Genomic DNA, 14359 nt, shown 5'->3' with positions numbered 1-14359 from the left:
TGCCGGCCGCTGGAAGCGGTCAGCGGCGGCTCAGCGCCACCAGTCGTCGAACATCGACAGCGGCACCTGGCGCTTGTGCTCGGTCGCGGCGTACCGCGCCTCGATGGCCTCGGCGACGGCTTGGTCGACCTCGCCGCCCTCGAGGTACGTGTCGAGGTCGGCGTAGGTGAGCCCGAGGTTCGTCTCGTCGGTCTGGCCGGGGTTGTCGTCGAGCAGGTCCGCCGTCGGCGCCTTCTCGTAGAGCCGGGCCGGTGCGTCCAGGTGCTCGAGGAGCGAGCGCCCCTGCCGCTTGGTGAGGCCGGTGAGCGGGAGGACGTCGGCGCCGCCGTCGCCGTACTTCGTGAAGAAGCCGGTGACCGCCTCGGCCGCGTGGTCGGTTCCGACGACGAGCATCCCGGCCTGGCCGGCGATCGCGTACTGCGCGATCATCCGCATCCGCGCCTTCACGTTGCCCTTCACGAAGTCGCTGATCGGCTCGTCGACCGCATCGCCGAATGCTGCGGCCACGCCGTCGACGCCCTGGTGGATGTCGAAGACGACCTGGCGGTCCGGGCGGATGAACGTGAGGGCGAGCTGGGCGTCCTCCTCGTCGGCCTGCACCTTGTACGGCAGGCGGACCGCGATGAAGGAGGCGTCGCCGCCGCTCGCGCGGACCTGCTCGACCGCGAGCTGGCAGAGGCGCCCGGCGAGGCTCGAGTCCTGGCCGCCGCTGATGCCGAGGACGAGGCCCTTCGCGCCGGTGCTGCGGAGGTAGTCGGCGAGGAATCCGCTGCGCCGTTCGACCTCGACGGCCGGATCGACGGCGGGGGAGACGTGGAGCTCGGAGATGATCTGCTGTTGGACGTCGCGCACGGCTTCACGCTACTCCGGATGCTCCCCGGCGGCCCCTCCTCGCCGCGGACGCGCAGGCTCCCGACGCCTCCCCGAAACAGGGTCCGCCCGCCGCGTCCGACTGGTGCGGCGCCTACCCGCGCTCGGCGACGATGCGGGCGATGCGCGCCGGGACGGTGTCGTCCTGGAGGCTCGTCACGTCTCCGAGCGGGCGGCCGTCGCGGATGTCGCCGAGCAGCCGCCGCATGATCTTGCCGGAGCGGGTCTTGGGCAGATCCGGCACCACCACCACGTCGCGCGGCTTGGCGATCGGACCGATCGCGACCGCCACGTGGTCGCGCAGGAGCGCCGAGAGCGTCGTGCCGAGCGCGGCCCAGTAGGCCGGGTCCTCCTCGGCGCGGTCGACGGCCTCGTCGGAGGGGATGACGAACGCCGCGATGGCCTGGCCGGTCGTCGCGTCGGCGACTCCGACGACTCCGGCCTCGCCGACGGCCGGATGGGCGACGAGTGCCGACTCGATCTCGATCGTGGACAGGCGGTGCCCGGAGACGTTGATGACGTCGTCGACGCGGCCGAGCACCCAGACGTCGCCGTCGGCGTCGTACTTCGCGCCGTCCCCCGAGAAGAACCACCCCTGGGACGCGTAGCGGGCCCAGTAGGAGTCGCGGTACCGCTCCGGGTCGCCCCACACGGTCCGGGCGAGCGCCGGCCCGGTCCGGTCGACCACGAGGTAGCCGCCGGAGCCGTTCGGCACCCGCTCGCCGTGCTCGTCCACCACGAGGACGCCGAGCCCGGGCAGGGCTCCGAGCGACGAGCCCGGCTTGAGGGTCGAGACGCCCGGCAGCGGGCACATCACCGCGGCGCCGGTCTCGGACTGCCACCAGGTGTCGACGATCGGGCAGCGACCGCCGCCGATCGCCTCGTGGAACCAGACCCAGGCCTCGGGGTTGATGGACTCGCCGACGGTGCCGAGAAGGCGCAGGCTCGACAGGTCGTACCGGGCGGGCACGCCCTCGGGGAACCAGGTCATCAGCGTCCGGATCAGCGTCGGCGCCGTGTAGTAGACGGTCACCCCGTACCGCTCGATGATCTCGAAGTGCCGGGCGGTGTGCGGGGTGCTCGGGGTGCCCTCGTAGATGACCTGGGTGAGCCCGTTCGAGAGCGGTCCGTAGATCTCGTAGGTGTGGGCGGTGACCCAGGCGAGGTCGGCGGTGCACCAGTGCACGTCGTCCGGCTTCGCGTCGAACACCGCCCAGTGCGTCCAGGAGGCCTGCGTGAGGTAGCCGCCGCTGGTGTGCACCAGCCCCTTGGGCTTCCCGGTCGTGCCGGAGGTGTAGATGATGAACAGCGGCGTCTCGGAGTCGAAGGCCTCGGCCTCGTGGACGTCGCTCTGCGCGTCGACCAGCTCGTGCCACCAGACGTCGCGGCCCGGGGTCCACGGGACGTCGGTCTCATCGGTGCGGCGGACGACGAGGACGTGCTCGATCGACGCGACGCCCTCGACCGCCCGGTCGGCGCTCGCCTTGACCGGCACCGCCGCTCCGCGCCGGAACTGCCCGTCCGTGGTGACCAGGAGCTTCGCGCCGGTGTCCTCCACGCGGAACCGCACCGCCTCGGCGGAGAAGCCGCCGAAGACGAGCGAGTGGATCGCTCCGATCCGCGCGATCGCGAGCGTGATGACGATGGTCTCGGGGATCACCGGGAGATAGACGACGACGCGGTCGCCCTTACCGATCCCGAGCGCGGTCAGCGCGTTCGCGGCGCGGGAGACCTCGCGCTGGAGCTCGGCGTAGGTGATCGACCGCCGGTCGCCGCGCTCGCCCTCGAAGTGGAGGGCGGTCTTCCCGCCGCGTCCCGCGTCCACGTGGCGGTCGACGCAGTTGACGGCCACGTTCAGCCGTCCGCCCTCGAACCAGGTCGTGCGCGGCACCGAGAGCGAGCCGTCGGGCAGCGGAGCGGCAGGCTCCCAGCTGTGGGCGGTGTGCCACGGCTCCGCCCACTCGAGGCGGCGGGCGGCCTCCTCCCAGAACGCGACCGGATCGGCGGCGGCGCGCGAGTACTCCTCCGCGCCCGCGTTCGCCTGCGCGGCGAAGGCCGCGGGCGGGGGGAACCGGCGGTGCTCGTCGAGCAGGTTGGCGATCGTCCCGCTCACGCTCGGAGCTCCCTCCCCGGCGCTCACGCCCACTTCCTCACGGCGTAGCGCTGGAACACGCCGACGACGGCATCGGTGAGCTTGCCCAGCACGGCCAGCAGGACGATCGCCAGGAACACCCGGTCGATCCGGCCGTTGTTCTGGCTGTCGATGAGGCGGAAGCCGAGGCCCATCGAGGAGGCGATGAGCTCGGAGGCGACCAGGAACAGCCACGACTGGGCGAGCGCGAGGCGCAGCCCGGAGATCACGGAGGGGATCACCGCGGGCAGCTGCACCGTCGTGAAGAGCCGGACGCCCGAGAGGCCGAAGGCGCGGCCCGCCTCGACGAGGTGCCGGTCGACGTGGCCGAGCGCCGTGGCCACCGTGGTGAAGACGGGGAAGAACGCGCCGATCGTGATCAGCGTGATCTTCGACTCCTCGCCGATGCCCATCCAGAGCAGCAGCAGCGGGACCCAGGCCAGCGACGGGACCGCCCGGATCGCGCCGAGGGTCGGGCCGAGGACGACCTCCCAGACGCGGGAGAGCCCGAAGAGCGCGCCGACCACGAGCCCGAGCGCCGAGCCGAGCGCGAACCCGATGAGCACGCGCTGCGTCGAGATGGCGACGTCCTGGCCGAGGTCGCCGCGCTGGGCGAGGTCGACGCCGGCCGCCCAGACCATCGCGGGCGAGGGGAAGACCGCCACCGAGACCATCCCGGTCGTCGTCGCGATCTGCCAGGCGGCGAGCAGCAGCACGGGCAGGATCGCGCCTCCCGCGACCACGAACCACCGTCGCGTGGTGAGCGGGTGGGAGCGGTCCTCGCGGAGGCGGCGCTGGGAGGCCGCGACCGACGGGCCCGCCGTCACGAGTCCGGGCTCACCCGGCATCGGCGCGGACAGCGCGCTCCGCCGCAGCACATCGGCGTCGGTCGCGGTGTCGTCGTCGCGGATCGTCATCGTCGGTCTCCTCGGATCACGGGGTCGGGGGCGGAGGGCCGGACCCTCAGGCGCCGATGGCGCTCGGGTCGGCCGCCGAGGCGTAGGTGTCGTCGAGCAGCGAGTCGAGCGCGTCGTCGACCTGCTGCTGCGAGGCGACGTCGCCGTTCTCGACGAAGATCGGGCCGATCACGGCGAGCACGTCGGTCTGCGCGGAGCCGGGGACGTTGTCGACGTCGAGGTTGCTGCGCTCGGTGATGACCGTCGTCGCCACCGCCACGTCGAGGCCGGCGACGGAGGCGAGGATGCTCGCCGTCTCGTCCTGGTTCTCGAGCGCCCAGGCGCGGGCGTGCTCGTACGCGTTCACGACGGTCTGCGCGAGGTCCGGCTTCTCGGCGAGGAAGCTCTCGGTCGCGTTGAGCAGGCCGTAGGAGTTGAAGTCGACGTTGCGGTAGAGCAGGGTCGCCCCGGCCGCCTCGGCGCCGGCCATGATCGGGTCCAGGCCCGCCCAGGCGTCCACGGAGCCGTTCTGCAGCGCCGCCCAGCCGTCGGCGTGCTGCAGGTTCTGCACCGTCACGTCGCCGATGCCCAGCCCGGCGGCCTCGAGCGCCTGCACCAGGAAGAAGTACGGGTCGGTGCCCTTGGTGGCCGCGATCTGCTTGCCCTCGAGCTGCTCGACCGACGTGATCGCCGAGCCGGCGGGGACGACGAGGGCCGACCACTCCGGCTGAGAGAAGATGTCGATCGTCCTGATCGGCGAGCCGTTCGAGCGAGCGAGCAGTGCGGCGGAGCCGGCGGTGGAGCCGACGTCGATCGCTCCGGCGCGCAGGGCCTCGTTGGCCTTGTTGGAGCCGGCCGACTGCACCCAGGCGACGGTGACCTGCTGCTCGGCGAGGGCGGCCTCGAGCCAGCCCTTCTCCTTGATGACCAGGCTCAGCGGGTTGTACGTCGCGAAGTCGAGCGTGAGCGTGCCGCCCTGAGTTCCTCCGGAGGCGGCGTCGGCGGTCGCGGCCGCCGCTCCTCCTCCGCCCTCGCCCTGCACGCAGCCCGCGAGGAGCGGGACGGCGGCGGCGGTGAGCAGACCGGCGAGAGCGGTGCGGCGGGTGAGCGGGGAGCTGGTGAACGACATGGGGGCCTCGGCTTCGGGGATGCGGTGACAGCGAGTGTGGACGCTGCGGGGGAGGGGCGGTGCGGGGAGGTGCTCGTGCGGTGGAGAGCGGGAGGAGGAGGCGGCTGGGGAGGGAGGTCGTGCCGCCCGGACCGTGCCGCCCCGGGTGGAGGGACGCGGGTCGATCCGCCCGGGGTCAGTGCCGCTCGATGCCCAGCCCCGCGAGGAGCTCGGCCCGGTGCTCGGCGAGCTCCGCCGAGCCGCGGTCGCGGGGCCGCGCGCCGGGGACGGTGACGATCCGCTGGATGCGCGAGACGCCTCCGGGCTCGTCGCGCCCGAGGAGCACGATGCGGTCGGCCAGCTGGAGGGCCTCGTCGACGTCGTGGGTGACGAGCAGGATCGTCGCCGGAGCCGCCGCGTGCACGTCGAGCAGCAGGTCCTGCATCCGCAGGCGGGTCAGCGCGTCGAGCGCCCCGAAGGGCTCGTCCAGGAGGAGCACGCCGGGGTTCCGGGCGAGGGCGCGGGCGAGGGAAGCGCGCTGGGCCATGCCTCCGGACACCTCGCGGGGCCGCGAGCGGGCGTGCGCGGTGAGGCCGACCAGCGAGAGCAGCTCGTCGACGGCGGCGCGGGCGGCCGGGCGCGGGGTGCCGCGCGGCAGGCCGAGCGCGACGTTGTCGGCGATGCTCCGCCAGGGCAGCAGCCGCGGCTCCTGGAACGCCACCGCGCAGCGCGGGTCGATGCCGGAGACGGGGGCGCCGTCGATGAGGACGGACCCCTCGGAGGCGGTGTCCAGGCCCGCCGCGATGCGCAGCAGCGTCGACTTGCCGCAGCCGCTCGGGCCGAGGATCGCGATGACCTCGCCCGCGGCGGCCTCGAGCGTCACGTCCGTCAGCACGGGGGACCCGGGCGCGAAGGTGCGGCCGACCCCCTCGAAGCGCACGGGGAACGCCGACTGGCCGAGCTCGGCGTCGAAGGCCAGGCTCGTGCGGGCGGCGGGGGTGGCGGGCATGTCTCTCCGGGCAGCGGGACGGGCGGGCGGATCGTCCGATCGTACGGAGAGGCTCCCGGCGGCACAGCGGGGACCGACACGGGGAGTAACACAGGGGGTGGGACGCGGAAGGCCTCCCCGGTCCGCGGACGGGGGAGGCCTTCCGCCGGAGGGCTAGGCCTGGACGAGCACGAGCTCCTCGAGGGGCAGGCGGGTGCGCGGCGCGGTCTCGCGCTCGCGGAGGGTCTCGTTCGCCAGCGCGTCGGCGTCGGCCGCGACTCCCACCGCGGCGATCGTCACCGGGTCGAAGCGCTCGTCGACGCTGAACGCGGCGCGGACGGCGTCCTTGTCGAAGCCGGCCATCTGGTGCACGTGCAGGCCCTCGTGGTGCGCCTGGACGCTGAGGTGGGCGATCGACTGGCCGAGGTCGTAGACGGCCCAGGGGCGCGGCTTCCCCTCGGAGTCGACGGTCTCGGCCAGCGCGACGACCAGGACGGCGGCGGAGCCGGCCCAGGCGCCGTTGAAGCCGGCGAGCGTCGAGACGATGCGGTCGAACCCGTCGGTTCCGCGGCGGGCGACGATGAAGCGCCACGGCTGCGAGTTGCTGGCGGACGGGGACCAGCGCGCGGCCTCGAGGAGGGACGCGAGGGTCTCGTCGGAGACGGTCGCGGACGCGTCGTAGGAGCGGGGGCTCCAGCGCTCCGCGAGGACGTCGAGGATCGGGGCGCTGGTGCTGGCGGTGCGGGAGGCGGTGGCGGACATCGCGGGGCTTCTTCCGTGCGGGGGACTGGGGGAGGGGCTCCGTCGCCCGTGGAGCCCAACCGTCCCCGCCCCGCGGGCATTCCCGCGCGTGCACGGCAGGCGCCCGCGCGCGCGTTCGCCCACGGAGGAGCGGGCCGCCTCCGAGCCCCGGAACGGTACGGTGGGAGACGGCGTGGTCACCCCGCGCACCACCATCCACGACTCTGGAGGATCATCCATGGCCCAGCACTTCGACGTCGTCGTCCTGGGGGCAGGCCCCGGCGGATACGTGGCCGCGATCCGCGCCGCCCAGCTCGGCAAGTCCGTCGCCGTCGTCGAGAAGCAGTACTGGGGCGGTGTCTGCCTCAACGTCGGCTGCATCCCGTCCAAGGCGCTGCTGCGCAACGCGGAGCTCGCCCACCTCTTCCACACCCAGGCGAAGCAGTTCGGCATCTCGGGCGACGTCTCGTTCGACTTCGGCGCGGCGTTCGACCGCAGCCGCTCGGTCGCGGACGGCCGCACCAAGGGCGTCCACTTCCTGATGAAGAAGAACAAGATCGCCGAGTTCGACGGCGTCGGCTCCTTCACCGGCCCGCAGGGCCTCGACGTGCAGCTGAGCAAGGGCGGCACGGAGTCGCTGACCTTCGACGACGCGATCATCGCGACCGGCGCGAGCGTCCGCCTCCTGCCCGGCGTCGAGCTCTCCGAGAACGTCGTCACCTACGAGACCCAGATCATGACCCGCGAGCTCCCCGACACGATGGCCATCGTGGGCGCGGGCGCGATCGGCATGGAGTTCGCCTACGTCCTCAAGAACTACGGCGTCGACGTGACGATCATCGAGTTCATGGACCGCGCCCTCCCCAACGAGGACCCGGACGTCTCCAAGGAGATCCAGAAGCAGTACAAGAAGCTCGGCGTCGAGATCCTGACCTCGACCAAGGTCGAGTCGGTCGTCGACAAGGACGGCTACGTCACGGTCACCTACACCGCGAAGGACGGCACGCAGTCGACCCTCGAGGTCGACAAGGTGCTCATGTCGATCGGCTGGGTCCCCCGCACCGAGGGCTTCGGCCTCGAGAAGACGGGCGTCGAGCTCACCGAGCGCGGCGCGATCGCGATCGACGACCACATGCGCACCAACGTGCCGCACATCTACGCCATCGGCGACGTCACCGCGAAGCTCCAGCTCGCGCACGTCGCGGAGGCGCAGGGCGTCGTCGCCGCCGAGACCCTCGCCGGTGCCGAGACCCAGACCCTGGGCGACTACCGGATGATGCCGCGCGCGACGTTCTGCCAGCCGCAGATCGCCTCCTTCGGCCTCACCGAGAAGCAGGCGAAGGACGAGGGACACGAGATCACCGTCTCGACCTTCCCCTTCATGGCGAACGGCAAGGCCCACGGCCTCGGCGAGCCCACCGGCTTCGTGAAGCTCATCGCGAGCAAGAAGTACGGCGAGCTCCTCGGCGCCCACATGATCGGCCCGGACGTCTCGGAGCTGCTCCCCGAGCTCACGCTCGCCCAGAAGTGGGACCTCACCGCGACCGAGCTGGCCCGGAACGTGCACACCCACCCGACGCTGTCAGAGGCGCTGCAGGAGGGCTTCCACGGCCTCAAGGGGCACATGATCAACATGTAGGGCTCGTCCCTCCACGGCCTCCGGCCCGCAGGATCCCGCTCGGCTCGTCCGCGGCGGATCCTGCGGGCCGGAGCCGTTTCCGGGGGCGTCCACAGGGCTCCGGCGCCGCTCCCGCTACCGTGGCCCGATGGATCCGCGCCTGCTCGACCGCCTCGCCGCCGACGCCTGGCCCGCGCTCGTGCGGCGCCCCCTCGGCGCGTGGGAGCTGCGCGCCTCCGCAGGAGTCACCAAGCGCGCGAACTCGGTGCTCGCGTCCGGCGACGTCGTCGACCAGGAGGCGGCGCTCGACGCGGCGGAGGCGTTCGCCCGCGAGCACGGGATCGCGCCCCTCGTGCAGATCGGGCCGCCGAGCCCCGCCGGTCTGACCGGGCTGCTCGCCGAGCGGGGCGCCGCGCCGATCGACCGGACGCTCGTGCTGACGGGTTCGGTGCAGGAGGCGCTCGCCGCCCTGTCCACGACGTCGGGGTCCGCGCCGTCGAGGCCAGTGCCGCCGAGGTCCGCGCCGCGGCCAGGCGTCCGCCTCTCCCCGGCTCCCGACGAGGACTGGCTCGCCCTCTGGTGGTCGGTGGACGGTCGCGGGGGAGCGGAGGAGCGCGCAGTCGCCGAGCGCATCCTCGCGGGCTGCCCCTCCTCCTACGCTCTCGCCGTCGACGGGGACGGCCCGGCCGCGACCGGCCGCCTCGCGCTCGTCACGGCGCCGGACGGCGAGCTCTGGGGCGGCCTCTTCGCGCTGGCGACCCGGCCGGACGCCCGGCGCCGCGGGCTCGCCTCCGCCGTGATCCGCGCCCTCCTCGAGGACGCGTCCGGCCGGGGCGTCGCGCGCTTCTGGCTCCAGGTGCTCGCCGAGAACGCCGGCGCCCGCCGCCTCTACGCGTCCCTCGGTTGCCGCGAGTCGTCCTGGTACGAGTACTGGCGCTGACCCGCTCGCGGAGGAGGAGCGGGGTGCCCGGGTCAGGCGTTCGCGAGCACGGCGCGGGCGACGGCCTCGGCCTTCGCCGCGTCGCCGGTGACGGTCACGCGCCACCACACGTCGTCGGCGAGCGCGTCGATCTCGCAGACGCCCGCCGCGCAGCCGGTGAGGGCCTTCTCGCCGAAGCCGTCGAGCGGCTCGAGCGGGATCGCCAGGCCCGAGGTCAGCGAGAGGTTCCGCCAGCCGTCGTCGCCGTTCGGGAGCGCGTCGACCGTCACGCCCGAGTAGGCGGCGCTGGAGGCGTCGCTCCAGCTGCAGGAGGCGTACCCGGCCCGGGCGGCGGCAGCGGCCGACGCGGTGGTCGGCGTCCCGGTCCCCGTCCCCGCGGTCGCCTGCGCGAGACCGGCGGCACCGGACAGCTGCTCGGCCGTCAGGACCTCGGTGCAGACGGGCGCCGTCGCGGTGACCGGCTCGTCGAGGGTGCCGAGCGCGGCGGAGGCGGTGCCGGTCGCCAGCGCGGCGAGGTCGACGGCCGCGGGGGCGCCGCGCAGCTGCAGCGTCACCCAGGTGGCGCCGGCGAGCAGGTCCAGGTCGCAGCTGCCGTCGGTGCAGGAGCCGTAGGCCTCGACGGCGGTCTCGAGGCGCGGGCCCGGACGGCCGGCGAAGGCCTCGGCGGCGTCGTCGACCGCGGCCGCGGTGATCGAGGCGTCCTCGTCGTACCAGGCGCAGCGGAGCACTCCGCCGTTCTCCTCCGCGGCCTCGCGGATCAGCTCGCCCGAGGAGCGCGTCGTCACCTCGCGGCTGCCCTCGAGAGCGCTGCGGGAGACCCCCAGCGCCGAGGCCGCCCGCGTGGCGGGGAGGAGGGAGTCACAGCCCAGGCGGGTCGAGGCCGTGGGCGTGGGCGAGGGCGTCGGAGTCGCGGAGGGAGTCGGAGCGGCGGTCTCGGACGCCGACGGGGTGGCCGCGACGTCCGAGCGTTCGGCCGACGTGCAGCCCGTCAGCGCGACGAGAACGGCGAGCGCGGCGCCGACCGTCGCCAGGCGCGGGAGGCGGGCCCTCACGCGGCCAGCTCGCGCTCGATCGCGGCCGTGAACGCGTCGATGTCGTCCTCCGTCGTGTCGAAGGAGCAGACCCAGCGGACCTCGCCGGTCGCCGGGTTCCAGTCGTAGAAGCGGTAGGCGGCGCGGAGCCGGTCCGCGACTCCGGGCGGCAGCGTCGCGAACACCGCGTTGGCCTGGGTCTGCTGCGTGAACTCGAGCCCGGTGATCCGGCCGGCGGCGATCGCCTCCTCGAGCCCCGAGCGCAGGCGCGCCGCCATGGCGTTCGCGTGCCGGGCCGAGCGGAGCCACAGGGGCTCCTCCTCGCCGCCGTCGCCGAGCAGGGCGAGCAGCTGCGCCGAGATGAAGCGCATCTTGGAGGACAGCTGCATGTTGGTCTTGCGGAGGAAGGTCAGCCCGGTCGAGGCCGCCGAGTCGAGCACGACGATCGCCTCGCCGAGCAGGATGCCGTTCTTGGTCCCGCCGAACGAGAGCACGTCGACGCCCGCGTCGGTCGTGAAGGAGCGCAGGGGCAGGCCGAGGGCGGCCGCGGCGTTCGCGATGCGCGCCCCGTCCATGTGCAGCCGCATGCCGAGGCCGTGCGCGTGGTCGGCGAGCGCGCGCACCTCCTCGGGTGTGTAGACGGTGCCGAGCTCGGAGGACTGGGTGATCGAGACCACGAGCGGCTGGGCGCGGTGCTCGTCGCCGAAGCCCCACGCCTCCTGGTCGACCAGCGCCGGGGTCAGCTTGCCGTCGGGCGTGGGGACCGTGAGGATCTTGATCCCGCCGACCTTCTCGGGCGCTCCGCCCTCGTCGGAGGTGATGTGCGCGGTGCCCGCCGAGACGACGGCGCCCCACCGGGGCAGCATCGACTGCAGGCCGGTGACGTTGGCGCCCGTGCCGTTGAAGACGGGGAAGGCCTGGGCCTGCTCGCCGAACTCGCGGCGGAACGCCTCCTGCAGGCGCTCGGTGTAGACGTCCTCGCCGTAGGCGATCTGGTGCGCTCCGTTGGCCGCGGCGATCGCGGCGAGGACCTCGTCGTGCACTCCGGAGTAGTTGTCGGAGGCGAAGCCGCGGACGTCGGGATCGTGCAGAGCGCTCATCCCTCCATCTTCGCAGCCCGCCGCCCGGAGGAGCCCCGGAGGCGCCCGCCGAGACACCCCTCCTGCCTCCCGCATGTTTCGGGCAGGTGAAAGGACGACGACCCGAAAGCCGATCTCCGTCAAGAAGTTGGTATCGGCTGGGAGGCAGGCCACTCTTGACGTATGCGCATGGACACGACGGGAGCTGTCCGCGACATGCCCGCCCCTCCCGGGGTGGACGAGATCGCGGCTCGCTTCGGCGATCCCGTCCTCGCGTTCGCGCCCCAGCCGAGGCTGGAGGAGTTCGCCGCGGCGCAGACGATGGCGCTCGGCCGCTTCGTCGAGATCTCGCTCTCGTACTCGTTCTACAAGAACCCGCGCAACCGCGCCGACCCCGTCAACCACGTCCCGCTGACCCCCGAGCAGAAGCGCGCGATCGAGCGCGCCGAGAACGACCACCTGCCGCCGTGGATGGTCGACCAGGTGACGCGGATGCGGTACCCGGTGCTCTGGGAGGCGGTCCGCACCTCCGTGCCGATCCCCGCCGAGCGCAGCCGGCCCCTGGAGTCCCGCCTCGCGGCCCACATGGGCGACGTGCTCCGCAACACCTTCCCGGGCCGCGTGCGCAGCCGCCGCGGCGGGATGCCGGTGGTCGCCGCCGCCCTCCGCGACGAGGACGTCGTGCGGGGCGTCCCGGTGATCGTGGACGGGGAGGCGCTGCGCGGCTACCGCGTGGACACCGATCCGGACGTGGTCGCGATCGGCGCCCGCGTCGACGGCCGCTACATGACGGTCGTGCTCGACCGGAAGATCGTGCCGGAGATCCGGATGGAGTTCGTCCGCCGCACCCCGCCGCGCCCGGCCTCGAGCCAGTCCCGGCGCTGACCGCCCGGCCGACCGCTCAGGGGCGCCCCGGTACCGCGATCCCGTGCTCGTAGGCGAACACGACCGCCTGGATCCGGTCGCGCACGCCGAGCTTCATCAGGATCTTCGAGACGTGCGTCTTCACGGTCGCCTCGCCCACGAACAGCTCGGCCGCGATCTCGGCGTTCGACCAGCCCCGCGCCAGGTGCACGAGCACCTCCCGCTCGCGGTCCGTCAGATCGGCCACTCCGGAGTGGTCGGCGGCGGCCGGCGTGCGCTCGGGCACGGACGCGAACCGCTCGATCACGCGCCGGGTGACGTCGGGGGCGAGCATCGCGTCGCCGCGGGCGACCACCTGCACGGCCTCGACCAGCTCCTCCGGCGACGCGTTCTTGAGCAGGAACCCGCTGGCGCCGGCCGAGAGCGCCTCGAAGAGGTAGTCGTCGCGGTCGAAGGTGGTGAGGATGAGCGCCCGCGAGCACAGGCGCGGGTCGGCCACGATCTCGCGGGTCGCGGCCAGGCCGTCGAGGCCGGGCATCTGCACGTCCATGCAGATCACGTCGGGGCGCAGCTCGGAGGCGCGCTGCAGGGCCTCGAGCCCGGTGCGGGCCTCGCCGACCACCTCGATCCCCGGCTCCGACTCGAGGATGATGCGGAAGCCCACGCGGACGAGCTCCTGGTCGTCGACGAGCAGCACGCGCACGTGCTCGGTCATGGGCGGCCCCCGCTCGCTCGCTCCTGACGCCCCCGCGACGTCTCCGACGACGGTACCGGGTCGTCGGCGTCCGGCACGCTCGCCCGGACGGGGGACAGCGGCACCCGGGCGTGCACGAGGTAGCCTCCGCCCCTCGGCCCCATCTCGATCCAGCCGCCGACCGAGGCCGCGCGCTCGCTCATGCCGGTGTGCCCCAGTCCGCAGGAGGCGGGAGCGCTCGGGTGCGGGCCGGACCCGCCGTCGTCGGCGATCTCGAGCTCGACCGCGTCGGGGGCGTAGCGGAGGCGCACCTCGGCGTGCGCGGCGCGCCCCGCGTGCTTGCGGACGTTCGTGAGCGACTCCTGCGCGATGCGGTAGAGGCTGAGCCCCACCGTCGCGGGGATCTCGCGGGGCGTGCCGAGGGTGAGGAACACGGTGGGCAGGCCCGACCCGCTGGACGCCGCGACCAGCTCCTCGAGCTGGGCCACCCCGCGGGTGGACGCGGCGTCGGTGAGCGGATTCGGGACCGCGTCCTCGGCGCGCAGCGCGACCAGGATGCGGTGCAGCTCCTCGATCGCCGAGCGCGCGTCGCCCTCGATGGCGCTGAGCGAGGCCGCCGCCCGCTCCGGATCCCGGGCCAGCACCCGCCGCGCCGCTCCCGCCTGCACGCCCATCACGCTGACGTGGTGCGCGACCACGTCGTGCAGCTCGCGCGCGATCCGCAGCCGCTCGGAGGACACGGCCTGCCGCGAGGAGCGCTCCCGCTCGTCGTCGAGCTCGGCCGTGCGCGTCTCGAGCGCCTCCAGCCGGCGGGCCGACTGCCACGACGCCTCGCCGAAGACGTAGGCGCTGCCGAAGTAGAGCAGGTTCGACACGACCGCGAGGGCCGACTCCGCCGCGTAGGGCGAGAGCAGGCCGGGGGAGTCGTCGACCGGCACGGAGCTGCCGAAGTACTCGCCCGTGGCGAGGGTGGTGAGCAGCCAGCCCAGCATCCCGACCGCGATCGCCACTCGGACGACGAGCGCCGTGCGCCGGTTCCGGCCCCACGCGCCGACCGTGTAGAGCGCGAGGAACAGGCAGATCTGGCCGAAGAGCGACTCCGGCACCTGGAGCACGATCCCGAGCGCGTAGACGACGGAGAGCCCGGCCGCCACGCTCGCGGGGAACCGGCGGCGCAGCGCGAGGGGAAGGGTCATCAGGACGGCCCAGTGGGCGCTGACGACGGGGTGCGCCGCGTCCGGGAATCCCGCCGAGGAGTACAGCGCGACGGAGACGACCGTCGCCACCAGCAGGATCCCCGCGGTGACCGCATCGCGCACGTATCCGGCCCGGCTCGGCGCTCGCCGGATCCAGCCCGCGTCGAGCGGGTCCGCGGCTCCGTCACCTGAGGGCATGCGCC

13 protein-coding genes are annotated in these 14359 nt (G+C 73.7%); 3 read left to right on the top strand and 10 right to left on the bottom strand.

What is annotated here, in order from left to right; translation table 11 throughout:
* Positions 1 to 30 precede the first annotated feature (30 nt).
* The 6 genes from nadE to C5C46_RS03970 form a co-directional block, all read right to left on the bottom strand.
* A complete protein-coding gene (gene nadE, locus C5C46_RS03995) occupies positions 31 to 852 on the bottom strand; it encodes an ammonia-dependent NAD(+) synthetase (protein WP_104225736.1) in 822 nt (273 codons plus the stop codon).
* A 112-nt stretch (positions 853 to 964) separates the two neighbouring features.
* Positions 965 to 2983, bottom strand: a complete 2019-nt coding sequence (gene acs, locus C5C46_RS03990) for an acetate--CoA ligase (RefSeq protein ID WP_104225883.1) — start codon at positions 2981 to 2983, stop codon at positions 965 to 967.
* Between the two features lie 23 nt (positions 2984 to 3006).
* Positions 3007 to 3918, bottom strand: coding sequence for an ABC transporter permease (locus C5C46_RS03985; RefSeq protein ID WP_244229541.1), 912 nt, complete (start codon positions 3916 to 3918; stop codon positions 3007 to 3009).
* A gap of 46 nt (positions 3919 to 3964) precedes the next feature.
* Positions 3965 to 5026 carry an aliphatic sulfonate ABC transporter substrate-binding protein gene (locus tag C5C46_RS03980; RefSeq protein WP_104225735.1) on the bottom strand — a complete coding sequence of 354 codons (1062 nt, stop codon included), beginning with the start codon at positions 5024 to 5026 and terminating at the stop codon, positions 3965 to 3967.
* 175 nt (positions 5027 to 5201) lie between these two features.
* On the bottom strand, positions 5202 to 6014 hold the full coding sequence (locus C5C46_RS03975) for an ABC transporter ATP-binding protein (RefSeq protein ID WP_104222820.1): 813 nt from the start codon (positions 6012 to 6014) through the stop codon (positions 5202 to 5204).
* A 153-nt stretch (positions 6015 to 6167) separates the two neighbouring features.
* Positions 6168 to 6755, bottom strand: coding sequence for a nitroreductase family protein (locus tag C5C46_RS03970; protein ID WP_104225734.1), 588 nt, complete (start codon positions 6753 to 6755; stop codon positions 6168 to 6170).
* A gap of 217 nt (positions 6756 to 6972) precedes the next feature.
* Between C5C46_RS03970 and lpdA the strand changes: the two genes are divergently transcribed.
* The gene (gene lpdA / locus C5C46_RS03965) at positions 6973 to 8373 is read left to right on the top strand and encodes a dihydrolipoyl dehydrogenase (RefSeq protein WP_104225733.1); all 1401 of its coding nucleotides are present in this window, start codon (positions 6973 to 6975) and stop codon (positions 8371 to 8373) included.
* A 127-nt stretch (positions 8374 to 8500) separates the two neighbouring features.
* A complete protein-coding gene (locus C5C46_RS03960; protein WP_104225732.1) occupies positions 8501 to 9292 on the top strand; it encodes a GNAT family N-acetyltransferase in 792 nt (263 codons plus the stop codon).
* A gap of 32 nt (positions 9293 to 9324) precedes the next feature.
* On the opposite strand, the gene C5C46_RS16750 is transcribed toward C5C46_RS03960, so the two are convergent.
* Positions 9325 to 10344, bottom strand: a complete 1020-nt coding sequence (locus C5C46_RS16750; protein WP_181027246.1) for a hypothetical protein — start codon at positions 10342 to 10344, stop codon at positions 9325 to 9327.
* Positions 10341 to 11423, bottom strand: a complete 1083-nt coding sequence (locus tag C5C46_RS03950) for a low specificity L-threonine aldolase (RefSeq protein WP_104225731.1) — start codon at positions 11421 to 11423, stop codon at positions 10341 to 10343. Before C5C46_RS03950 ends, C5C46_RS16750 begins: the two co-directional genes overlap by 4 nt.
* A 168-nt stretch (positions 11424 to 11591) precedes the next feature.
* Here C5C46_RS03950 and C5C46_RS03945 point away from each other — a divergent pair, with 168 nt between their 5' ends.
* Complete coding sequence (locus C5C46_RS03945; RefSeq protein ID WP_104225730.1) at positions 11592 to 12287, top strand: hypothetical protein; 696 nt, start codon at positions 11592 to 11594, stop codon at positions 12285 to 12287.
* Between the two features lie 16 nt (positions 12288 to 12303).
* On the opposite strand, the gene C5C46_RS03940 is transcribed toward C5C46_RS03945, so the two are convergent.
* Together C5C46_RS03940 and C5C46_RS03935 are read right to left on the bottom strand one after the other, a co-directional pair.
* Positions 12304 to 12981 carry a response regulator transcription factor gene (locus C5C46_RS03940; protein ID WP_104225729.1) on the bottom strand — a complete coding sequence of 226 codons (678 nt, stop codon included), beginning with the start codon at positions 12979 to 12981 and terminating at the stop codon, positions 12304 to 12306.
* Complete coding sequence (locus tag C5C46_RS03935) at positions 12978 to 14354, bottom strand: sensor histidine kinase (RefSeq protein WP_104225728.1); 1377 nt, start codon at positions 14352 to 14354, stop codon at positions 12978 to 12980. Before C5C46_RS03935 ends, C5C46_RS03940 begins: the two co-directional genes overlap by 4 nt.
* Positions 14355 to 14359: the final 5 nt, after the last annotated feature.

Source organism: Rathayibacter sp. AY1E6, from assembly GCF_002931115.1.
GTDB lineage: Bacteria > Actinomycetota > Actinomycetes > Actinomycetales > Microbacteriaceae > Rathayibacter.
This window is presented reverse-complemented; position numbering and strand designations above follow the sequence as displayed.

Excerpts from the sequence above, each read along its gene's own strand:
- C5C46_RS03980 (WP_104225735.1), bottom strand. The coding sequence starts at position 5,026 with ATGTCGTTCACCAGCTCCCCGCTCACCCGCCGCACCGCTCTCGCCGGT.
- C5C46_RS03945 (WP_104225730.1), top strand. The coding sequence starts at position 11,592 with ATGGACACGACGGGAGCTGTCCGCGACATGCCCGCCCCTCCCGGGGTG.
- C5C46_RS03985 (WP_244229541.1), bottom strand. The coding sequence starts at position 3,918 with ATGACGATCCGCGACGACGACACCGCGACCGACGCCGATGTGCTGCGG.
- C5C46_RS03950 (WP_104225731.1), bottom strand. The coding sequence starts at position 11,423 with ATGAGCGCTCTGCACGATCCCGACGTCCGCGGCTTCGCCTCCGACAAC.
- C5C46_RS03960 (WP_104225732.1), top strand. The coding sequence starts at position 8,501 with ATGGATCCGCGCCTGCTCGACCGCCTCGCCGCCGACGCCTGGCCCGCG.
- C5C46_RS03970 (WP_104225734.1), bottom strand. The coding sequence starts at position 6,755 with ATGTCCGCCACCGCCTCCCGCACCGCCAGCACCAGCGCCCCGATCCTC.
- C5C46_RS03975 (WP_104222820.1), bottom strand. The coding sequence starts at position 6,014 with ATGCCCGCCACCCCCGCCGCCCGCACGAGCCTGGCCTTCGACGCCGAG.
- lpdA (WP_104225733.1), top strand. The coding sequence starts at position 6,973 with ATGGCCCAGCACTTCGACGTCGTCGTCCTGGGGGCAGGCCCCGGCGGA.
- C5C46_RS03940 (WP_104225729.1), bottom strand. The coding sequence starts at position 12,981 with ATGACCGAGCACGTGCGCGTGCTGCTCGTCGACGACCAGGAGCTCGTC.
- C5C46_RS03935 (WP_104225728.1), bottom strand. The coding sequence starts at position 14,354 with ATGCCCTCAGGTGACGGAGCCGCGGACCCGCTCGACGCGGGCTGGATC.